This is a genomic window from Bavariicoccus seileri WCC 4188, assembly GCF_000421665.1.
Classification (GTDB): domain Bacteria; phylum Bacillota; class Bacilli; order Lactobacillales; family Aerococcaceae; genus Bavariicoccus; species Bavariicoccus seileri.
In genome coordinates this window covers 14318-35158 of the sequence record NZ_ATXL01000021.1, presented here as the reverse complement: position 1 = coordinate 35158, position 20841 = coordinate 14318, and the positions used below count along the sequence as shown (strand labels likewise).

The following is a 20841-nucleotide window of genomic DNA, read 5'->3' as shown; positions in this document are numbered from 1 at the left end:
AACGACAAGGTGTTCAGTCCATTTTCACTCTTAAGAAAGTGTTACGCAAACACACAAAGTATGAATTGGAAAAAGCCTGCCAGACGGTACTGGACGTCACAGAAAGACCGACGGTCTCTCTTGTTAAAACAGCCCTTAAAAATAATCAGAAGCAGATAAAAGAAGAACAAATGAAGAAAGCAGTAGATAAATTAACTCAGAACCATGGATTCACCCGTGGAGCTAGCTACTATGGAGGACGTTTAAATGATGAATGAAGATACGATAACAAAGTTGATTGAAATGAAAATGAGTGGCATGGCAGAGGCCTATAAGCAACAGGCACAAAACAAGCAATATAACGATCTGGGCTTCGAAGATCGCTTTAAGCTATTAGTAGACAGCGAACATTCTCGTCGCAAAAGTAATAAGCTTCAACGCTTAATAAGGCAAGCTGCATTCGAAGTTCCTTCAGCATCAATTGAGGAGATTCAATATTTCGAAGACCGACGGTTACCAAAAGAAGAGATCTTACGCTTAGCTTCTGGGTTGTACTTAGAAAATAAGAACAACATCATTCTGATGGGAGCAACTGGAGCTGGGAAAACCTACTTAGCCTGTGCCTTTGGTATAGCTGCTTGTCGTCAATTTTATAAAGTTCAGTATGTTCGCCTACCTGAACTCCTAGATGAGTTTAAGATAGCAAAAAATCAGCCAGATGACAGCTATAAAAAATTAATGCGTAAGTACACTAAGAAAGAACTACTCATTATTGATGAGTGGCTTCTTCATGACTTAACAGAAGAAGAACTATACTTGACCATGGAAATCATAGAAAAACGGGAAAAGACGACTTCTACGATCTTCTGTACCCAGTTCAACACAGCCGGATGGCACTCTAAACTGGGAGGCGGTCCCACAGGAGAAGCAGTTATTGATCGGATTGTTCATAATTCCTACACCATCACTATTGATGGTGAAACATCTATGCGTGAACGACTGGGTTTATCCAATAACTTCTAAGATATTATTATGAAAAACTAATATAATCCTATGGATTATGTAAAGGTGTCCCATAACTAACTTAAATCACAGTGGTTATGGGATATTTCTTTAGTGGTACATCGAGCTGGCAAAAGGTGGTACATTCTTTGGCAAACAGTGGTAAGAAAGTTGGCATCAATGGTACAAATGTGTGGCAGTAGTCAGTCATGAGCCACAAAGAAGAAGATGACATCCAAGAACATATTAAACGAAGTTTAAAGCAATATGATTTACTGGAGGTGCCTTCGAATGAGCAGTAACTATCAAAAGCTATTAAATAATCTAGAGGCCTTGAATTTAAAACATATGAGAGAATATGTGCCAAACTATATTGAAATTGCCAATCGGGATGAGCTTTCTTTAACAGAAGCTCTTCTAGAATTAACTAATCAAGAATTAGACTTTCAAACGAATCAGACTGTGGAACGTGTCATCCAGCGCGCACACTTTCCCAAACGGACATCACTTGAAGAATTTGATTTCAACTTTCAACCAAGCGTTAACAAAAAAGAGATTCTAGACTTGAAACATATGGCTTTTATGGAGAAAAAAGAAAACTTAGTTTTCATTGGAAACCCTGGTGTAGGGAAAACACACCTTGTCATTGCATTAGGGATTGAAGCATGTCATCAAGACTACCGTACGCTGTTTATCAGTTGTCATGAATTACTTTTACGTCTTCGTTCTGCCTTTGAAAAAGGGACCGTCGATCGTGTTCTGAAACGATATGCCAAATATGATCTTTTGATCATTGATGAAATAGGTTATTTACCAATTCAAAAAGTTGAAGCTAACCTCTTCTTTCAACTATTAACGATGCGTTACGAAAAAAAATCAACAATGATTACGACAAATATTATCTTATCTCGATGGGGGGAGCTATTTCAGAATTCTGAAATAGCCGCCGCCATTCTTGATCGTCTGGTTCACCATGTTAAAGTCTTCAAGATTACTGGAAAATCATATCGTATGAAAGGGAAAATATAAATGGACTTCTAAATTAGACTGTCAAAAACCTACATTTTTATTCTGTCATAAACCTACAATTTTATACTGTCCTTGACATCCCCAATATTACTCCATATTCCAAAATCATTTCTTTAAAATCTTTCATAGGTGCCTCCTAAAAATAGTGCTGCTCAACTTTTGATAAATTGAGACAGCACTATATATTTTTCGATTCATTTTCGAATTGTTCGTTTAAGATACACTAGCTAATTTTCTTAACATGGCATTCTTAATCGACAAGCCACTGCATTGCTTGTTTTAATGATTGACCAACTAAAAAAACTCTTTTTAGAAGAAATCAGACTCGCAATCGATAAAACAAGAGTGCACAAAAGAGGCTAGTGCGCCAGAAAGTGGCACTAGCCTTTTGCTAATCTTTGTAAAGTTTTACAGTTGTAACAGTTGAATAAGTTCAAAAACTAGCTTTTTAGATAAATATGACAAGGTTAGTCTTTCGCAAATAAATCTCTTGTATACACCTTATCTATCACATCATTTAAATCAGATGATAATCGGTTGGCTACAATAACATCTGATTGTTTCTTGAATTCTTCCAGATCATTTACTACTTCTGAATTAAAGAAATCTTTTTCCGCCATCGTTGGTTCAAAGACGATGACTTCGATTCCTTTAGCCTTGATTCGTTTCATAACACCTTGAATCGCAGATTGACGGTAATTATCGGACCCCGCTTTCATGGTCAAACGATAGATGCCGACTACTTTAGGATGTCGTTGAATCACTTCATCTGCAATGTGGTCTTTACGCGTTCTATTAGCCTCAACAATAGCTGAAATAAGATTTTGTGGGACCTCTTGATAGTTCGCTAGTAATTGCTTAGTATCCTTAGGCAAGCAGTAGCCACCATATCCAAATGATGGGTTATTGTAATGACTGCCTATACGAGGATCTAGAGAAACCCCTTCGATGATCTGTTTGGCATTTAACCCACGCATCTCGGCATAAGAATCTAATTCGTTAAAGTAAGCCACTCTTAATGCTAAATAAGTGTTAGCAAATAACTTGATAGCCTCTGCCTCAGTAGAGTCAGTTAGTAGCACTTCTATATCATCTTTTAGTGCCCCCTCAACTAAGAGATCGGCAAATCTTTGAGCACGTTCGGAAACTTCCCCCACCACAATTCTTGAAGGGTATAAATTATCATACAGGGCATGCCCTTCACGTAAAAACTCTGGCGAGAAGATGATGTTGTTAGAATTGAACTTTTCTCGGACTGATTTAGTATAGCCAACAGGAACAGTTGACTTAATTACCATTGTGGCATTAGGGTTAATTTCAATAACTTCTTTGATTACCGCTTCGACTGAAGAAGTGTCAAAGTAATTTAGCTTAGCATCGTAATTGGTTGGTGTAGAGATAACAACAAAGTCAGCACCCTCAATAGCCTCTTTAGGATTGTTAGTAGCTGTTAAATTTAAGTCATGAGTTGCCAAGTACTCTTCAATTTCTTTGTCGACTATTGGTGACTTTTTGTGATTAATTAAATCTACTTTTTCTTGAATTATATCTAACGCCTTGACTTCGTGATATTGTGATAACAATACCGCAATTGACAAACCAACATACCCTGTACCAGCAACAGCAATTTTCACCATTAATTCCTTCTTTCACATTTTAAAAAATTATATGTAATACTTTTAATATTAGTTGAAATCCCAATCTGAACTATTCTTTTTTATAACGAGTGTTGTTTTTATAGTAGATAATTGAAATAGTAAACAAACAATTAGTAATACTCCTGTAATGTACGGTACGTACATGCTCTGTATGGCATTGATACAAGCTGCAAGATAAAATATTGATGTTACATACAATTGTTTCTTATAATTAATTTTAAATCCACCACGTCTCGAAAAGTAGGTTCTTGCAAAGCAAAAAATCATATAAGCAGTAGCAGTAGCAATGGCTGACCCGATAGTTCCAAATTTTGGAACTAAAAGAATGTTTAAACATACACTTGGAATCAAAGAAAGTATACTAACCCAAATATTGTAATAGCTTCTTCCTGAGAATACAATTCCCAACGTTGTCGTTTCACTTAAAGTGTAAAGAATAGGAGAAAGCGCAACTAACCCTGCAACATACTGAGCATCTGCATATTGTGATGATAAGATTAAAACTATATACTTTTTAAAAAATAGAATAAAAAAGAAACCCAACGTCATGATAAGTAACACCATATCACTTATATATGAAAAATGCTTTATCTTTTTATTCTCTTTGTTCCATCTATAGGCCGTCGGAACCCAAAAACTCGTGAAAGCCGATTGAAAGATTTGAAGAATATTAGCAATTTTAATAGCGGCTGTATAAATTCCCAAGTCATGATATGTGCTTAACCCTCTTAAAAAAAACCTTCCAGATGTATTCAGTAAATTATTTACTGACGCCGCAATAATTAATGGTAATCCAAATTTTAACATTTTCACAATTAAATCTCTATCAATATAACTATTTGTAATTTTTAAAAACTCTCTATTTCTTAAAATTAAAACAATATCCCCAATAATCTGGCCAAACACTGCAGAATAAACTATTGTAAGGAATGATCTCTCACCCAAAAATACTAAAACTATTGTTGTAAAGAAAACAACAACTTTTAAAAATACATTAAAAAAAGAATATTCAACTGCTTTTTCTTCCATTCTAATTGTTAATAATAAAAACCTTTCAAAAACTGAAAATATTATCATTAAGCTAAATAAATTAGCTAAATATCCATAATTTGGAGAATCAAATAGTAACTGAGAAAACCAACTCGAATTCAAACTTATAATAGTTGCCATTAGGATTGAAAAAAATAACGGCAATAAGATTGCATTTTGTAATAGTATTTTCTTATCCTTAAAGTAGTTATACTCTCTGGTAAAAGATTGATCCACTCCCAAGTAAATAAACGTCATTACTAAAGACTGCACCAGTGTAAACATACTCGCCTTACCAAACTCTTCTGGAACTATAAAAAATGTTGTTACCGGAACTGTAAAAAATGATATAAAGGCTCCTATTATTGGCCCCGCTGAAAAACCTAAGAGTTTTTGTATAAATTTTTTCATAATTCCTCCTGTAAATCATAACTATTATTAGATTTTTCAGAAGCCATAATGACCACACCTACAAACAAAACAAAATTTATTTCCATAGACAAACCTAATTGTTCAGTAAAAGCTAGACCCAAAAACGCCATTAGCGAAACAAAAAGTTTTGACAAAAATATTTTTGGGGATTTTATGAAAATTTGATATACTATTATTGATAAGGTGGCTAAAGATAAAACGCCAAAATTCAATAAATACTTTAAATAACTATTATCAAGAACTCTATATACCAGTCCAAATATTGTTTGATAATTAGCATTCGGAGTATTATATAGTACTCTTGTTCCAAAAAGACTCACTGAATATTCCTCTACAAATAAATTACCTAATCTCAACCTTCCTGATAAAAGAGTGTTTAAACTCGAAAGTAGTTGATTTTGAGGTCTATATATTAGAGCCAAAAAATAGGATAGTAATATACATAAGATAAAAACTAATAATACTACTTTAGCCAAACGAGTATTTGACACTTTTTCAAATTTTAGTAATCGTACGCACACGAAACCAATTGAGGCGATTAAAACCAAAATTTGCATAGTCCTAGATGCTGTAATACTAACTAGTATAGTAGCAAGAACATTAAAAATTGCCAGAAAAATGTATTCATATTTTTGCTTAGCTAAAACCATAGATAAAAGGAAAATACTAAGAAAAATCATTCCGGTAGTGTTGGGATGCCAGAATCCTAATGATGATCGTATAACACCGCTTCTGACCACGACTCTATCAGGTATTATCGATAACCTATACATTAGTATTACCAAAAAAAAACTTAAAACTTGTGAACTCAAAATTGTTTTTAACACACTTTTTATTGGTGTATTCTTAAGAAGTATAATAAATACAAGCAAATCAAAAGTTGGAGAACTTCCACTAACAAATCTTGTAACTATAGATGGAACCAAAAAGCAGAATATTATCATTAATTGTTGTTTCGAATATTTATTTATTATAAAACTAATACACAATGAAAAAACAAGAATTAAATTTTTTGAATTCCAAAAAAAGGCAGACCACATATCTGACATACTCAGCATACTTGATTGAATTGAATAAAATAACATCAAATAAACGAATAAAGGAGTTAATTGGAACAATGACTTTTTAAGTTTTAATTCAATCATGATACCAGCCTCCTACTTTGATAAAGAACTAAATAAACTATACCATTTTTTCTGAACATGCTCAGGTAGGAAATCTACTGATCTTGCCTGAGCATTTTTTCTATACTTTTCGTAAAGGTTGGTATCATCAATTAGAAAATTTATTTTTGTCAAAAATTCTTCTATATTTCCAGGACTTATTAGAAATCCGCAATCAAATTTTCCAATAATTTCCCTTGGCCCATAATTATCAAAGGAAACTATTGGTAACCCATAAAACATGGCCTCAACAATCGTTAATCCGAACCCTTCCCATCTTGAAGTAGAAATAACCAAATAACATTTTTTATAAAATTCATCCATCTGTATTTGATTTAATGGACCTAGCAAATCAACTTTCTTTTCTACTTCTAATTCAGAAACCATCTTTTCAACTTCTTTTCTTTCGCCACTACTTCCGTCACCCGCTATTTGCAATTTCCAATTACCAGGAAGACTTTTCGCAATTTTTAAAGATAGATCAATTCCCTTTTGTTCAATACTAAACCTTGAAACTAAACCAATAATGTGATCTTTTTCAGAAGTTGGTATAAAGGCTGGGGGTACAAACGTACTAACTGGATTTTGAATTGCAACGGCGTTGTTATTAAAATTTGAAAATACTTCTTGATCATGTTTTGTTAAACATACAACTGCATCACTTTTATTAAGTCCATAAATATAGTCGTTTTTAATTTTTTTATAATATCGATTCAGATATATTTCTGCCGTATTATGTTGCCACGAAATAATTCCTATTTTAGGGCATTTGTTTTTAATTATTGGAACGAGTGAAGTTAAGAATCCGCCGTTAACGATAAGGATATCAACTTGGTTACTTTCTAGATAAGCGACTAAATTATCTACTCTATTATTCCAGCCAAGATTCTGCTTATACTTTTTAAAAAATAATATTCTATTGAGGATTTTCCTTCTTATTTTTCCATTAACGTCTAAATCAGTTTTTGTGGTATCGACTTTAATTTCACAATTTATGTCTTTGAAAAAAATAGTTGAAGGAAAAAAACTGTAAAGATATACGTTATTTGTTTTGCTCAATTCACTAGATAAATTAATAGTTACTTTTTGCTGACCACCTAGTTTAAAATTGTCGTTTACAATGCATATATTCAACTTTGTATTTTCTCCTAATCTTTATAAAAGAAACTGTTTAGAACATTAATACATATACGCTTAATTCTAAACTTTACGTCTCCAAGTGCTTTATTATCAATTTTTGAAATTGCTTCATGGATATTATTTTTATTAAAAAACAAGTTCAAATCCTTATTTTTACTATTTGAATGGTCAAGCAGATGTTTTAGAGCCTTAAATACCTTTTGCACGATTAAATTACTTATCAAATCAGAATTAATTCCCATTTCATTACAAGTTTTTTCAAATGCATTAATAATATTGATATCATCATCAATTTTGGAAAAATTAATTTTTGTTTGTGCAGAGTTTGACCGATATACTGTATATTGATAGAGGGTATTTGGTAATACCAACAAGTTTTGAACAATCTCGAATACATGTAGATTAAATAATGAATCTTGTCCCGTTATTTGAGATGGAAATTCAATAGTATTGTTGGTCAATAATGACTTTTTATAAACTTTATTCCAAGGGGCATATATATTATTATATTTAATCAAACTTGGGAAAAACTCAATTATTTTATTCCTGTTTGAAAGGAAGTTAAGCTCGTTATTACCTTTTATCGCTCTTTCCCCATTATTGACTTTATAGAAACTAAATATAATCATTTCTGGGGAAAAATCTTGGGATGCTCCTGTAATAACTTCAACAAAATCAGAATAAACTATATCATCAGGGTCAGCAAAATAAACATACTCGCCTTTTGCAGCATACAATCCTAAATTTCTTGCTGCACCCACACCACTATTAGTCTGACTATAAAAGGTAACATTTTTTCTAGAAAAAGAGTACTCTTGGATTTTTTTTAGACTATCATCACTCGAACCATCATCGATAAAAATAACCTCGAAATCATTCCTAGTCTGAGAATCTAACGATGAAAAAAAACTATCTAAATATTTATCAACATTGTATACAGGTACTATTATTGAAATCAATTTTCTAAATCACCACACTCTAAATTTTATCTAAAGCAATCTGTTAACTTTTTTTACAAACTCTATATAATTTGCTTCTGCAGAAAAATTTTTAATCCATACTTGTCTTGCTGCATTTCTCTTATTATTCATCTCTATTTGATCCATGTTAATATAATTAGTTAATACTTCCACTAAATGAACTGTATTAAATTCTTTATTAAGAAGAACTCCACAATTTTGTTTGACTATTTCACCTGACCCACCAACGTCAGTTGCCACTACAGGAATCCCAAAAGATATTGCTTCCATAATTGAGACGGGTATTCCTTCTGAGCTACTTACATTTATAAACAGATCAACACGATTATTCTTAAAGAAATCAATAACCTCCACATTGGGAATCTCGCCCATCAAATTATACTCAATATCAGAAATATTATTTTTACAAAGCTGAGTTAAGTTATCAAATTTATTGCCATCTCCAATATGAGTCCATCTAATTTTTGCTTTACTCTCCTTACTCAAATTTGATAACGCATCTACTATGCGGTCTACTCTTTTAACATCAGTAACCCTTGAAACTGATACTAAGTGGAACAATTCCCCTTTTTTCTTCTTAGAAATTCCTCGATCAATAGTACCTAACTTTGACACTTCCATTTTACTACTGAACTTGGGATATTTTTTTGTTAAATATTGATATCCATCATCTGAAATTGAAAATACCTTATCTATATTTGTTAATATTTTTTTTCTATGTGGAAGGCCTTTTTTCCCTCTTTCCTCCTCATAAATATCAAATCTATGAGCTCTCGAAAAAGCTACGCAATTTATATTTCTTGCCCTTAGATACTTCTTTAAGTTAATTATAATCAAGCTAGGTGTATACAGCCAATAACTATACAGGAATACTTGATCGTTTTCTTTAAAAGTAATACTGTCTAATACACTTTCAACTTTTTTATAGTAAGTTTCTACAACTTGATCTGTATAGAGTTCTTCAAAACCCTTTGCAGAATACAGTTTTTTCTTTGTAAAATTGGTGAAAACCGTTCGATACAGATAATAATATTTATTACTACTATAATTATACTTATTTAGCGGATGTAGACTGACACAATCATAGGGAATATTCCTAGTAGCTACTTCTTTTTTTGAAATATCTGTTGGAAAAATCATGATTCTATCAAAAGCATCCACAAGAAATTCTATTTCATTTTCTAGATAAGCTTCCCCTTTACCAAAAGGATACTTTCTGTCAACTATGATTAAGTATCTCATCTTACTCTCCTTCATCCTTATTAAATGGAAATGCTTCTATCATATTCTTTTGCATTTCAGATACCATTTCATCAGTAATTCGATAACTATTATTAATCATTTCTGGAATTTTACTAATATCATTAATTTCATCGAAGCTTATATATTCATGTGAGAGACCATACGCTGAATAATAATCATCAAACTTGAATCCATCACCAAGAAGTTTGTTTGTAACTACCAAATGCAGATTGGGAACTCTAAATGAATCTGCAACAATTAATCCATGCAAACTACTAGAAATCACTAATTCTGACTGTGCGATTTGTTCTACTACATGATGTGGTTCGTCTCTTAAGTCAATTAACTTACTTCCATCTAACTCTTTTGCTAGTTGGGCAAAAAATGAATGGTTTTGTTCTTTAAAATGTGGAATAATTGCTACTTTATATTTCTTATTATTCGCTAAACCTTCTTCTATAAGCTTTGGCGCCAAGATTCATCCGTCACCGAGTTTAGCATTTATAGGATGTCCTAAAATTTTCTCGACTTTAGCTTTTGTTAATAGTCCTCTCACCGCATGAAACTCCATGTTTCTCCTATAAAAAGGCATCCAATCTTTGTTTTCAATGAACCCAGTTCCCCAAACATGAACGTTTGGGTACAATTTACCAAATATGATTTCTCCCACTTTCAATGGGAGATTATTGTCTACCAAAGTAAATTGTCCAAGGCCACTACCAATTCCACTTAATGTTGCACTCAAAGGGCTTTTCCTAATCATTGGTATTTTAAAAAATTCTTCTATAAAATAGAACATTTAATAAATCTCCCATATTAGGTAGTTGGGCATGATATACTTTTAATTTTTTCATATTAAACCTCACTGTTCTAATTAAATTTCATTCATCAAAAAATCGATGTAAGTTGAATTGTTTGATGAAAATGAATTAAACTTATGATTCTCAATTTTATTGTACGACTCGAGGAGTTCCGATTCTGTATTACCTGTTAAAATATAATTTTCATTTCGAAAATTATTTGTAATCTGGATTTGATGGTCATCCACATGTTCGCCGTACCTTGCAAGTCTAGGGACAACAATCACCTTTTTCTTACTTTTTAGAGCGGTTAAAATAGCTCCAGTCCCTCCGTGAGTAATTACGATATCACATTTGGATATCTTCAGTTTAAACTCTTCTCTTGTAAGGAATGAAGAGAATGGATAATTTTTAGGAACGTAATCACTGGCACCCGTTTGTGCAAATACTGATTCTTTAATCTTTTGATCCTTAACTAAACTATCAACCATTATTAACAATCTATTAAATTGAAATTTCTGAGACCCCAAACTTACAAATATCATTTTTTCTCCTAATATATACTACCAAGCATTATCGCGTTAGGATAAACTTTTTTCATTTCAGGCCATTGTACAATAAATACATCTACTTTATTATACAAAAATTTTCCAGTTAAAGTCGGTGAGGTTACTTTTGCAAAAGACTCAATAAAAATCAACTTTTTTTTTAACAATTTTGCAATTAAAAATGTTGGGATTACAAACATAGCTCCAGTCGATATAACTACATCCGGTTTTTCTTTTAGAAAAACCCAAAACGATTGTAAAGTGAGGATGGGCAAATTAACCACTACATTAAACCCTTTCCTGTTTATTTGCTTCAATAAGTACTTCTTTGAAATTGTTGTACTCTCATATTCTGTTTTCTCCGTTACAATATATAAGTCAAACTTTTCTTTTAGTTTTTCAAGCATCAGTATTTGCTCAAAATGACCACCTGATGAAGCAATTAAGCATACTTTCTTCCTCATACATTTCCAGCCCCTATTTTTAAGCAATACAAAACTATGACTATATTATCAATCTATTCCCCATAATAATACCCATAAGCACCATCACGTCTTACTTCAGCCCCATTAAACACGGCTCCAAGGATATTTCCTTTGCTCAGTTCCAATAGATCCTTAGCTTTCTTAACACCATCTTTGCTGCCAACATCATTACGAGCTACTAAAACTACACCATCAAGTTTAGGCGCCATCAATTGGGCATCAGTAACCGCAATCACTGGCGGCAAATCATAAATCACCATATCAAAAGCCCGGTTAAACTCTCGCATCACTTCAACCATCCGCTTGGAATTCAACAACTCCGCTGGATTCGGTGGCTTAGGACCACTCGTCAACACACATAAATTAGCTTCTGGTAAGTATTGAATAATATCTGGAACCTTTTTCGTCCGATCAGTGAGTAAAGATGTCAACCCTTCTTTATTTGGTAAATCAAACGTCCGATGAACAGTTGGTTTTCTTAAATCAGAATCCACCAACAAGACCGTCTTACCATCTTGCGCAAAAGCCACTGCTAAATTAGCTGCAACCGTCGACTTCCCTTCTCCTGGTCCAGAAGACGTAAACCCTAACGATTTCAAGTCTTTATCTACCACTGAAAATTGAATATTCGTCCGAATCGTTCTGAATTGCTCAGAAGCTACAGCAGTGGAGTCTGTTAACGTCACTAATGGACCACCTAATTGCTGTTGACGATCTAGACGAATTTGTTGTTTAGTCACTTTACGTTTATTCTTTTTAAACTTAAATAATTCCATCTCTTATCTCACCTCTTTTATACACGACGTCTACGAGAGACAGTTCCAGTTTCAGTTGATTCGGACAGCTTTCTTCTCTTAAACCGCGTTTCTTTCAATTCTTTAGCAGTCATCTCATTAACTGATCCCAAAATGGTAAAACCTAATCTTTGAAGATCACTTTCACTATGAACACGTGTATCTAACATTTCTTTAACTATAATGATAGCCACTGCAACACCAACACCTAGTACGATAGATATCGCAACATTCTTAACAATACTTGGTGAGACTTTATTAGGTGTAGTTGTTGCTTCACTCACTACTGTGACATTATTAACTTCAAATTTTTCTTGAATTTGTTGTTGGAAAGTTGATGCAATCAAGTTAGCCGCTTCAGCAGATAGCTTTTGACTATCACTTGTTACACCAATAGTAAATACTTGAGAATTCTGCGTATTTGAGACTTCGACCATATCTTTTAACTTCTTAGCTGTCATCCCGTCGCCTAATTGATCTGCAACCGGCTCTAAGACGATATCGCCCATAATGAACTCTTTATAAGTCGTGATCATTTGGACACTGGTTTGAATCTCGCCAACGTTAATATTATTTTCCCCTGATGACTGGTTAACCAACATTTGTGTGTCAGCTTCATACTTTGGGGTCAAAAAAAATAGGGTTATTATCACTGCAGCTACTACAAAAACAACCACAGACTTTACAATAATCCCAATATTCTTTTTGAAAATATCAAGCAGCTCGACTAAACTAATCTCTTCGTTCATGAGTTCCTCCAAATAGTTATATAATTATCTTACTCATATCGTTAAAAACACTAATAACATTATACTCAATCAATTCGCACGGTTTCAACCTTATTTCTTAATTTGTTCACATTTTATTAACATTTACCTAAATTTCACACTGAAATGGACAATTTTTTAATGAATTGATGGGTTTCAGTTGCACTTTAGTCCGATGTGTTTTGACTTTATCGTTTTGATTTTCCAGAAGAAGCGAATTACTCTCTTATGTAACTAGTGGCCAAAAGTCGATAATTTTATCACACCTATTCTATGTTTTATTAGCTATTGATATCCTTTTTAGTGCTTTTCTCAAGTGCTACACATGTGTTAGCTATAGTCGCTGGCTGTAAATATCCTCCGCCTAACAGTTTGATTTACTTGTTCAACCAAATACTCTTCCACCCTGCATCATTATGCATTACGAGGTTCAACTACATCAGTCGTATATAAATCGCCTACCTATATATAGGTAGAGAGAAGATCAAACCTAAGTTTTCTTTCAAGGAGTCTAAGATTCTCTTTATCTAGTTTCACACCACTCAATCCATCTGATGTAATGATGTCACACCTCCTATTAACCCCTATAGACCAACGATAAAAAATTGAATCGCTCGAATCTTATCGTTTTACTTATGGTAAGCGTATAGAATGATGTTGATATGTTGCATCATCTACTTCGGAGAAAGTAAAAAATTAGGTGATCTAGTCGTTTTAGCGGTACCTTATGTTGCTTTCGATGGTATTCTGGACACTTACAAAGACGAATTAGCTGGAAGAATCACCATCGACATCACTAATCCAGTTAACTTCGAAACGTTCGACTGTCTTGTTGGCTTCTGACGATACAGTCGCTAAGCTGAAGTCGGTCAATGATTATTTGTATGAACATACTGACCGTTGGCCACCATTATTACACGTGAAATGGGTAGACTTTTCAAAGAGGCTCAAGCTAAACAATGCCTTTGGTGGGTTTGTGGAAACAGACGATTAGTTTCATTAAATCATCCTAAGCAAATAGGGCTATGACTGTTATGTCGTAGCCCTATTTGCTTGTAGCTATATATCACACCTTCTATACCCACTGGAATGACACTGACTACTTTAGAGGTTAAGCTGTTAGAAAATGTTTCGTTTCTTTTGAACAACTGCTCATCCTTACTCGCTTGTAATAGCTTTTAGCCAACTCTCCACCAACACCGGCCATTGGCAAGCGGTTAGTGTCGTTTTAGCTAGACCTAATCCATGATGGCCTTCCTCAAACAAATGAAGTTCAAAAGGCACCTTATGACTTTTCAAAGCTTGTGCCAATCGTAAACTATTGTCATACGGAACTGCATCATCAGTCACTGTATGCCAGATGAAAGTCCTAGGATAATTTGAATGAATCACATTTTCCAAAGAATAGACTGTTGCTGCATTTGGCTTAAAAGCATTTTTCAGAAAGTTATTGGCGCTTCCCTCATGCCTAAATGGTGCGGTCAAGCTAACGACTGGATAACACAACACAATACCAGCCAGTTTTTGAGACGGTGTCATTCCAAACAAACCAGCCGCATGTGCCCCAGCAGAAAAACCCAAGACGAATACACGGCTTATCCGGTCATCACTATCTAAGTCGGTCAATAACTCTTGCTCTGCTGTTATAAAGGTCTCTGGGTCAATCTTAGGAGCAAGGGGGTATAGGTATATGCCCGCATGAAAACCTGCGTCATTTAACCATTTCACTATTTCTGTTCCTTCATGGGCATAAGACAATAGCTCATAACCACCACCAGGGCACACAACGATGTATGGTCTCACCGCATCATCACAAAAATAATCGACAACTTGTGGGACATCATTCTCTTGAATGTAATCAGGAAATTTAATCGTTTCTTTGTCACTGTGACGAATCACTGCTTCACACTTCCCTACTATGACTAACTGATTTAGAAATCAAAAATTGACGACAAACAACGTGTCTTTTTCTTTTGGCTTCAGTCATCTTTCTTAGCTTCGCCAGTTTAAATCAAATGATGTCTGATAGCGACATCAAGCCATGCTTTTGTAATCAACTCAAACCCTAAGTCCGTTGGATGGACGCCATCCTCTCCAGTAATAGCCTGACAGCCTAGATCAACGGCATAACTATGGAGAATACCATCGAGCGGCACAAACGGCAGATGGTGTTCTAAAGCTATCTGACGTATAATTTGAATCTTAGGATCCAAATCCACTCGCCATTGTAATCTTTCTTTCGGATGAGGCAGCAAATAAGGCTCAAGAATAATCAGCGGTTTTCCTAATTGCAGGATTTGATCTACTAGTGAGCGGTAGTTAACCTCAAACCTGTGGGCTTCTTCTGCTGTCGCAAAAGTTTTGCCTTCAAGATTATGCCAGGTATCATTGATGCCAACCAATAAAGAAACCAAATCTGGCTTTTCATCTAAGCAATCCTCCTCTATTCGTTCGAGTAACTCATTTGTCCGATCCCCACCAATACCACGATTGATGACCTCAAAGGTTTTCTCCAACTGATTAATGGCCAACCATTCCGCAATTTTTGCTGGATATCCTGGTCCTAAATTATGCGGATCAGTCCGGTCTCTCCCTGCATCCGTAATACTATCTCCATAGAATAAAATCTTCATAACGCTGACATCTCCAATTATATTGATATGTTAATGACAATCAGTGTTAATTATAACCGTTAGTTAAGCTAGTAAAAAGGTAAAATGAGGGTCAAACAAGTTAAAAAGATCTCAACATTTTGAGATCTTTCACTTATATACGTCTCTACGATGACCAATTTCTAACACTAGAATCGTTATCGTATCATCATCTATATTGGCTAATAAACGGTAATCACCTATCCTGTACCGCCACTGGCCACTCTTGTTTCCGACCAATCCCTTACCATGAGTTCTAGGAGAATCAGTTCCTTCTAAGTGTTTGGATATCCAAGACATGATGAGTAAAGCCTGATGTTTATCCATCTTTTTTAATGCCTTTTGAGCATTTTTCTCATAGCGGACGCTGTATTTTTTTCCCATCATAATCCTAATTCTTGAAGCATATCCTGATGGGAAACACTTTCGTCATTTAATTCGTGAGCTTTCATTGCTTTTTCATATAAAGCCATATCAATTTGATCTTCTAATCCTTCTAGCAATCTCGTTCTGGCCATTTCTGATAAACTTAGTCCGTTTAAATCAGCCATAGACTGGATAAACGCCTTCTCATCATCAGTCACTCTAAAGGTAATAGTGCTCATACAACAACCTCCTTGTGTACATTTGTATTACAAGCTAATTGTACTACAAACGTGTACAAGAATCAATTCTATGAAGCCCACAGCATACAGTTGACCAATATTATTGTTGTACTTATCCAATAGAGATTATTTGATCTTTTCCAGTCGACTTCTCCGATTAAAGAGCCAGCTCGATAGACATTTTGAAACGCATACTCACAACCACATCGAGTAATTGGTCGATCGTCTTTTTGTACTATATTTACTTCCCTCCAAACCTTTCATTCACCTACTATATCGTGTGGCATAAAAGAATGGAAACCATTTTATACTCCTAAAAGTTGACCTGCTAACTACTAGGCCCTCTGATCTCTATCGACTTTTTGAAAAACAGTTTTTACCTTTCTCAAAAGATCTTCAATACAACTATCAGAAGCCATTTCCAAAAATTGACAGTCCCTAGCCTCATAATCAATAGCCGTCAATTGATCTAAGAGCACTTTTCCACAAGTTTTCATATTATAGGAGCTATCAATAGGCACATATAGTGGATAATCCCTTGTGGTGGTAGAAATTGGCGCGACAATAACCACATTACTAAAATTTGCAACAACATCATGACTAAGCACAATATAAGGTCTCCTTCCAGTCTGTTCATGACCTGAACGTGGAGCCGTATTTAATAATATAATATCACCCTGTTTCGGAACTCTTACCATTTTTCATTCCCACGTGCTTCCCCAAGATCTTGAAGCTCAACACTTTCTTTTTCGGCGCTGTAATCAGCAAATAACTCTTCAATTGTCATCTCAGGTTGAACAACCGTCGACTCTATAATAAGACGTCTCTTCCCATGAACTTCCTCTTGGATTACTTTTAACTTATCATCTGTGTGAACCTCTAAAAAGTCCATAATGGTCCTGGGAAGCCTAATACCATTGCTATTTCCCCATTTTTTTATTGGTAACAATTCCATCGTGAACGCCTCCTCTTCTATGTAGTAACAGTATAGCATAGCAGCTGACGAATGTATATACATCGTTATCCGTTTAAACACACAAAAACTCCGGATCATTAGCTTTACTGCCAACGTCCAGAGTTTCTGTTTGATAACTATATAACTATTTGTACCTTTTCAATGCTTTTTTTTAAATCTACTAGTCTTTAACTTGCTTTTTAAGCAGGGCTATCGATTGTTAGATTGTTCGGTTGCTAAATGACTAGCTTATTATTAATTATGTCTAATGGCTTTATTGATTTCACTAACCACTAGCGGCACAAGTGATAGTAAGACAACAATCAACCATTCTAAGCCAGTCAATGTGTGAATATTGAAAATTGGTTGTAAGAATGGAATGAATAGCACAGCCAATTGCATGGCTAAACTAACCACGAAAGCTTTATTCATCGCAGAGTTAGAGAACAAGCCAATTTTGAAAATGGATCTTGTTTCACTACGAACAGCATAAGCTCGCGTCAATTCCCCAAACACTAAAGTCGCAAAAGCCATCGTATTCGCTGTTCCATCTGCATTGGCAGGATCAGACAAGACGTACTCTCCTAACCAATAAGCTGCTAAGGTAATTACCCCAACCAGAACACCATAGAAGATCATGCTAGAAGCAAAGCCATCCGCAAAAATACTTTTACGTGAATCACGTGGTTTTTGTTTCATCACTCCAGGTTCAACTGGTTCCATCCCTAACGCCAAAGCTGGTAGTGCATCTGTTACTAAGTTCAACCACAACAATTGAATCGCTACTAATGGCATTTGGTGGAAGTTAAGCGCCGTAGCCACGAAAATGGTAATCACTTCACCGATATTACAACTTAATAGGTATTGAATAGACTTCTTAATATTCGAATAGATTCCGCGACCTTGTTCAACGGCATGAACAATCGTTGCAAAGTTATCATCAGTCAGAATCATATCTGCAGCACCTTTAGCAACATCCGTACCAGTGATTCCCATTGCACAACCGATATCTGCTACTTTTAAAGCAGGAGCATCGTTAACACCATCACCAGTCATGGCAACAACTTTATGTTGTGCTTGCCATGCTTTAATAATCCGCATTTTATGTTCTGGTGAGACACGCGCGTATACCGCGTATTTCGATACATCAGCGATGAGTTGTTCTTGCGAAATTTGATCCAATTCTGCCCCGGTCAATGCCTGGTTGCCTTCTTGATAAATTCCTAATTCTTTCGCAATCGCAATGGCAGTTAATTGGTGGTCACCTGTAATCATCACTGGACGAATACCTGCGTCATAACATTCCGCAACAGCTTGTTTAACTTCTTCACGAGGTGGATCAATCATGCCAACTAAGCCGACAAAAGTCAAGTCAACTTCTGTATTTTCTGTAGTTGCTTCTTCTGGTAACTCACTTATATCTTTATAGGCTAGTCCTAAAACCCGCAAGGCTTTAGAAGCCATTTCAGAGTTCTTGTCTAATACTTCTTGACGTAACTCGTCATCGATATGACAACGACCTAATAACACGTCAGCTGCTCCCTTGACCATCACGCGGTAGCCATTTGGCATTTGATGAATCGTACTCATCAATTTCCGTTCTGAATCAAATGGCACCTCGGCTACACGTGGATACGCAGCATCTAAATCATTCTTGTTCAAATCTTCTTCATAAGCTTTGGTGATAAACGCTGTTTCAGTTGGGTCACCTGAAACTTGGATATCTGAGTTTGCCTCAACTGTTAATTTGGTGTCATTACATAAGGCACCAATCGTCAACAACAGCTCATCTGACTCTTCCTTCGGTGCGAAAGTTTCAACAATCGTCATTTTATTTTGTGTCAAAGTTCCTGTCTTATCCGAACAAATGACAGAAGCTGCTCCAAGTGTTTCAACTGCCGGTAATTTTTTGACGATAGCATGACGTTTAACAAGCCGTTGTACCCCTAGGGCCAACACGATTGTCACAATAGCAGCTAATCCTTCAGGAATTGCCGCAACACCTAGCGCCACAGCCATCATAAAGATTTCTAAAACCGGACGTTGGTATATTATACCGATGACAAACATCAACACACAGATACCTAAACAGGCGATTGATAGAATTTTTGAAATCTCAGCCATTTTGATTTGTAACGGTGTGACATTATCATCTTCAGTATTCAACATATTGGCGATTTGACCAACTTCGGTCTTCATCCCAGTATTTGTCACGACACAAGTTGCACGACCATTTGTGACTATTGTTGAAGAAATCAACATGTTTTTACGATCAGCTAAGCCCGTATCATCTGGCAGAACGTCGATATCTTTCTTAGTCACTGGCACAGATTCACCAGTCATCGCCGACTCGTCTGCTTTTAAACTCGATGACGATAAAATACGCGCATCAGCTGGAACCAAATCGCCAACTTCAAGATCGATAATATCCCCAGGAACCAACGAAGAGGTTTCGACATGTTCTAACTTACCTTCGCGAATTACCTTTGCTAAAGGTGCAGACATTTTTTTCAAGGCTTCTAAAGATTTGTTAGCGTTATTTTCTTGCGAAATCGAAATAATGGCATTGACTACCACGATTAATAGAATGATGACTGATTCAATCCAGTCGGTGAATCCACTTGATACATAAGATAAAAAAGCAGCAATCAACAATACAATGATCATAGGATCTTTTAATTGTTCAAGTACCTTTTTGAATAAACTAACTTCTTTCTTAGCCTCAAGCTCATTCTTACCATATGATTCTAAACGCTTTGCAACTTCTTGTTTTGAAAGCCCATTTTTGGGATCAGCATTTAAATCCTTTAATACCTGTTCTTTTGGTTTGTTGTACCACAACTCCACAATACGCACTCCACTTCTTCTAGTTTGATTTTAGTGATAGGGTTACTGCTTATAATTCTACCATTTTTTTGAAAATTTCCGAATCAAATTAACATTTTTCAAGAGATTTTCAGCATTTATCGCATTTTTTCTATATTTTTGGAACAATAACCATGTTAATAGCTAGATTGCCTCATCAAGCATTTCCAAGATGGTGTTTTTATAGCGCATAAACATTTTCCCATAGTTCTATAAATTCATTTTGGAATAAATGAACGTTGTAAGACACTTGTTTAGCTTAATTGCTGAGAGTCCCTCATATAAAAATTTCTCCTCTTTAAGAACAGTCTAACTTTAGAGATCATTACAAAATGCTAGGATCGACTTCTTGTACTACATATTGTACAAAAATCTTATAAAATAATAAGAGGTGATACAGATGGAAGCAGTCACTTACTCAAACTTTCGCCAACATTTGCGAGCTTACATGAAGCAGGTCAATGAAGACGCTAAAACACTTATTGTCACGAGTAAAAATGTGGAAGATACAGTCGTGTCCTATCAAAGAGAGATTATGATGCCATGCAAGAAACATTAAGAATACTTTCTAACAGATATGTCATGGAAAAAATTCGTCGTGTCAAACTTCCAACCTCTCCAGAAATTGCTCACTCAATCCTTAACAAGACCCCCACCTACAAGATGCCATCACATTCTTGTAGGTGGGGATTATTCTGTTTTGCTTCATCTTAAAAG

Annotated in this window: 22 protein-coding genes and 2 pseudogenes; 5 read left to right on the top strand and 19 right to left on the bottom strand. The window is 35.1% G+C overall.

Annotated features, from left to right (window positions below):
* The 3 genes and pseudogenes from H541_RS13390 to istB (H541_RS0105965) form a co-directional block, all read left to right on the top strand.
* Positions 1 to 257: pseudogene (locus tag H541_RS13390) on the top strand (hypothetical protein); the annotation flags it as partial.
* The gene (istB, locus tag H541_RS0105970) at positions 247 to 1002 is read left to right on the top strand and encodes an IS21-like element helper ATPase IstB (protein ID WP_022796280.1); all 756 of its coding nucleotides are present in this window, start codon (positions 247 to 249) and stop codon (positions 1000 to 1002) included. The pseudogene H541_RS13390 and the gene istB (H541_RS0105970), both read left to right, overlap by 11 nt.
* A 270-nt stretch (positions 1003 to 1272) precedes the next feature.
* Positions 1273 to 2010: an IS21-like element helper ATPase IstB gene (gene istB / locus H541_RS0105965; protein WP_022796416.1), complete on the top strand. Its 738-nt coding sequence runs from the start codon at positions 1273 to 1275 to the stop codon at positions 2008 to 2010.
* A gap of 467 nt (positions 2011 to 2477) precedes the next feature.
* Here istB (H541_RS0105965) and H541_RS0105960 read toward each other — a convergent pair whose 3' ends face one another.
* The 12 genes from H541_RS0105960 to H541_RS0105905 all read right to left on the bottom strand — a co-directional run bounded on the left by H541_RS0105960 (position 2478) and on the right by H541_RS0105905 (position 13030).
* Complete coding sequence (locus H541_RS0105960) at positions 2478 to 3644, bottom strand: nucleotide sugar dehydrogenase (RefSeq protein WP_026501662.1); 1167 nt, start codon at positions 3642 to 3644, stop codon at positions 2478 to 2480.
* A gap of 51 nt (positions 3645 to 3695) precedes the next feature.
* Positions 3696 to 5108 (bottom strand): lipopolysaccharide biosynthesis protein, encoded by a 1413-nt coding sequence (locus tag H541_RS0105955; RefSeq protein ID WP_022796414.1) that lies wholly within the window; start codon positions 5106 to 5108, stop codon positions 3696 to 3698.
* Entirely contained in the window at positions 5105 to 6274 is a 1170-nt protein-coding gene (locus H541_RS0105950) for a hypothetical protein (RefSeq protein WP_022796413.1), read from the bottom strand. Before H541_RS0105950 ends, H541_RS0105955 begins: the two co-directional genes overlap by 4 nt.
* A 12-nt stretch (positions 6275 to 6286) precedes the next feature.
* Complete coding sequence (locus H541_RS0105945; RefSeq protein WP_022796412.1) at positions 6287 to 7426, bottom strand: glycosyltransferase; 1140 nt, start codon at positions 7424 to 7426, stop codon at positions 6287 to 6289.
* 14 nt (positions 7427 to 7440) lie between these two features.
* Positions 7441 to 8391: a glycosyltransferase family 2 protein gene (locus H541_RS0105940; protein ID WP_022796411.1), complete on the bottom strand. Its 951-nt coding sequence runs from the start codon at positions 8389 to 8391 to the stop codon at positions 7441 to 7443.
* Between the two features lie 30 nt (positions 8392 to 8421).
* The gene (locus tag H541_RS0105935; RefSeq protein ID WP_022796410.1) at positions 8422 to 9654 is read right to left on the bottom strand and encodes a glycosyltransferase; all 1233 of its coding nucleotides are present in this window, start codon (positions 9652 to 9654) and stop codon (positions 8422 to 8424) included.
* A gap of 1 nt (position 9655) precedes the next feature.
* Positions 9656 to 10129, bottom strand: a complete 474-nt coding sequence (locus H541_RS0105930; protein WP_022796409.1) for a polysaccharide pyruvyl transferase family protein — start codon at positions 10127 to 10129, stop codon at positions 9656 to 9658.
* Positions 10130 to 10132: 3 nt separating this feature from the next.
* Positions 10133 to 10453: a hypothetical protein gene (locus H541_RS0105925; RefSeq protein WP_022796408.1), complete on the bottom strand. Its 321-nt coding sequence runs from the start codon at positions 10451 to 10453 to the stop codon at positions 10133 to 10135.
* Between the two features lie 75 nt (positions 10454 to 10528).
* On the bottom strand, positions 10529 to 10999 hold the full coding sequence (gene pssE / locus H541_RS0105920; protein WP_022796407.1) for a PssE/Cps14G family polysaccharide biosynthesis glycosyltransferase: 471 nt from the start codon (positions 10997 to 10999) through the stop codon (positions 10529 to 10531).
* A gap of 8 nt (positions 11000 to 11007) precedes the next feature.
* Complete coding sequence (gene pssD, locus H541_RS0105915; protein WP_022796406.1) at positions 11008 to 11466, bottom strand: PssD/Cps14F family polysaccharide biosynthesis glycosyltransferase; 459 nt, start codon at positions 11464 to 11466, stop codon at positions 11008 to 11010.
* A gap of 53 nt (positions 11467 to 11519) precedes the next feature.
* A complete protein-coding gene (locus tag H541_RS0105910) occupies positions 11520 to 12263 on the bottom strand; it encodes a CpsD/CapB family tyrosine-protein kinase (RefSeq protein WP_022796405.1) in 744 nt (247 codons plus the stop codon).
* 17 nt (positions 12264 to 12280) lie between these two features.
* The gene (locus H541_RS0105905; RefSeq protein WP_022796404.1) at positions 12281 to 13030 is read right to left on the bottom strand and encodes a YveK family protein; all 750 of its coding nucleotides are present in this window, start codon (positions 13028 to 13030) and stop codon (positions 12281 to 12283) included.
* 669 nt (positions 13031 to 13699) lie between these two features.
* Between H541_RS0105905 and H541_RS0105900 the strand changes: the two genes are divergently transcribed.
* Complete coding sequence (locus tag H541_RS0105900) at positions 13700 to 13891, top strand: NAD(P)-binding domain-containing protein (protein WP_026501660.1); 192 nt, start codon at positions 13700 to 13702, stop codon at positions 13889 to 13891.
* A 315-nt stretch (positions 13892 to 14206) separates the two neighbouring features.
* On the opposite strand, the gene H541_RS11745 is transcribed toward H541_RS0105900, so the two are convergent.
* The 7 genes from H541_RS11745 to H541_RS0105865 form a co-directional block, all read right to left on the bottom strand.
* Positions 14207 to 14947: an alpha/beta hydrolase gene (locus H541_RS11745; protein ID WP_022796403.1), complete on the bottom strand. Its 741-nt coding sequence runs from the start codon at positions 14945 to 14947 to the stop codon at positions 14207 to 14209.
* 107 nt (positions 14948 to 15054) lie between these two features.
* Entirely contained in the window at positions 15055 to 15681 is a 627-nt protein-coding gene (locus H541_RS11740) for an SGNH/GDSL hydrolase family protein (RefSeq protein WP_022796402.1), read from the bottom strand.
* A 129-nt stretch (positions 15682 to 15810) separates the two neighbouring features.
* On the bottom strand, positions 15811 to 16086 hold the full coding sequence (locus tag H541_RS0105885; RefSeq protein WP_022796401.1) for a type II toxin-antitoxin system RelE family toxin: 276 nt from the start codon (positions 16084 to 16086) through the stop codon (positions 15811 to 15813).
* The gene (gene relB / locus H541_RS0105880; protein WP_022796400.1) at positions 16083 to 16304 is read right to left on the bottom strand and encodes a type II toxin-antitoxin system RelB family antitoxin; all 222 of its coding nucleotides are present in this window, start codon (positions 16302 to 16304) and stop codon (positions 16083 to 16085) included. Before relB ends, H541_RS0105885 begins: the two co-directional genes overlap by 4 nt.
* A 335-nt stretch (positions 16305 to 16639) precedes the next feature.
* On the bottom strand, positions 16640 to 17002 hold the full coding sequence (locus tag H541_RS0105875; protein ID WP_026501658.1) for a type II toxin-antitoxin system PemK/MazF family toxin: 363 nt from the start codon (positions 17000 to 17002) through the stop codon (positions 16640 to 16642).
* Positions 16996 to 17259: an AbrB/MazE/SpoVT family DNA-binding domain-containing protein gene (locus tag H541_RS0105870; RefSeq protein ID WP_022796399.1), complete on the bottom strand. Its 264-nt coding sequence runs from the start codon at positions 17257 to 17259 to the stop codon at positions 16996 to 16998. Before H541_RS0105870 ends, H541_RS0105875 begins: the two co-directional genes overlap by 7 nt.
* Before the next feature lie 255 nt (positions 17260 to 17514).
* Entirely contained in the window at positions 17515 to 20109 is a 2595-nt protein-coding gene (locus tag H541_RS0105865; RefSeq protein ID WP_420805191.1) for a calcium-translocating P-type ATPase, PMCA-type, read from the bottom strand.
* A gap of 415 nt (positions 20110 to 20524) precedes the next feature.
* Between H541_RS0105865 and H541_RS13765 the strand changes: the two are divergent.
* Positions 20525 to 20838 (top strand): annotated as a pseudogene (locus H541_RS13765) (type II toxin-antitoxin system Phd/YefM family antitoxin).
* The last annotated feature ends 3 nt before the right edge of the window (positions 20839 to 20841 follow it).

Excerpts from the sequence above, each read along its gene's own strand:
- istB (WP_022796280.1), top strand. The coding sequence starts at position 247 with ATGATGAATGAAGATACGATAACAAAGTTGATTGAAATGAAAATGAGT.
- istB (WP_022796416.1), top strand. The coding sequence starts at position 1,273 with ATGAGCAGTAACTATCAAAAGCTATTAAATAATCTAGAGGCCTTGAAT.
- H541_RS0105955 (WP_022796414.1), bottom strand. The coding sequence starts at position 5,108 with ATGAAAAAATTTATACAAAAACTCTTAGGTTTTTCAGCGGGGCCAATA.
- H541_RS0105950 (WP_022796413.1), bottom strand. The coding sequence starts at position 6,274 with ATGATTGAATTAAAACTTAAAAAGTCATTGTTCCAATTAACTCCTTTA.
- H541_RS0105935 (WP_022796410.1), bottom strand. The coding sequence starts at position 9,654 with ATGAGATACTTAATCATAGTTGACAGAAAGTATCCTTTTGGTAAAGGG.
- H541_RS0105925 (WP_022796408.1), bottom strand. The coding sequence starts at position 10,453 with ATGTTCTATTTTATAGAAGAATTTTTTAAAATACCAATGATTAGGAAA.
- pssE (WP_022796407.1), bottom strand. The coding sequence starts at position 10,999 with ATGATATTTGTAAGTTTGGGGTCTCAGAAATTTCAATTTAATAGATTG.
- pssD (WP_022796406.1), bottom strand. The coding sequence starts at position 11,466 with ATGAGGAAGAAAGTATGCTTAATTGCTTCATCAGGTGGTCATTTTGAG.
- H541_RS0105910 (WP_022796405.1), bottom strand. The coding sequence starts at position 12,263 with ATGGAATTATTTAAGTTTAAAAAGAATAAACGTAAAGTGACTAAACAA.
- H541_RS0105905 (WP_022796404.1), bottom strand. The coding sequence starts at position 13,030 with ATGAACGAAGAGATTAGTTTAGTCGAGCTGCTTGATATTTTCAAAAAG.
- H541_RS0105900 (WP_026501660.1), top strand. The coding sequence starts at position 13,700 with ATGATGTTGATATGTTGCATCATCTACTTCGGAGAAAGTAAAAAATTA.
- H541_RS11740 (WP_022796402.1), bottom strand. The coding sequence starts at position 15,681 with ATGAAGATTTTATTCTATGGAGATAGTATTACGGATGCAGGGAGAGAC.
- H541_RS0105885 (WP_022796401.1), bottom strand. The coding sequence starts at position 16,086 with ATGATGGGAAAAAAATACAGCGTCCGCTATGAGAAAAATGCTCAAAAG.
- relB (WP_022796400.1), bottom strand. The coding sequence starts at position 16,304 with ATGAGCACTATTACCTTTAGAGTGACTGATGATGAGAAGGCGTTTATC.
- H541_RS0105875 (WP_026501658.1), bottom strand. The coding sequence starts at position 17,002 with ATGGTAAGAGTTCCGAAACAGGGTGATATTATATTATTAAATACGGCT.
- H541_RS0105870 (WP_022796399.1), bottom strand. The coding sequence starts at position 17,259 with ATGGAATTGTTACCAATAAAAAAATGGGGAAATAGCAATGGTATTAGG.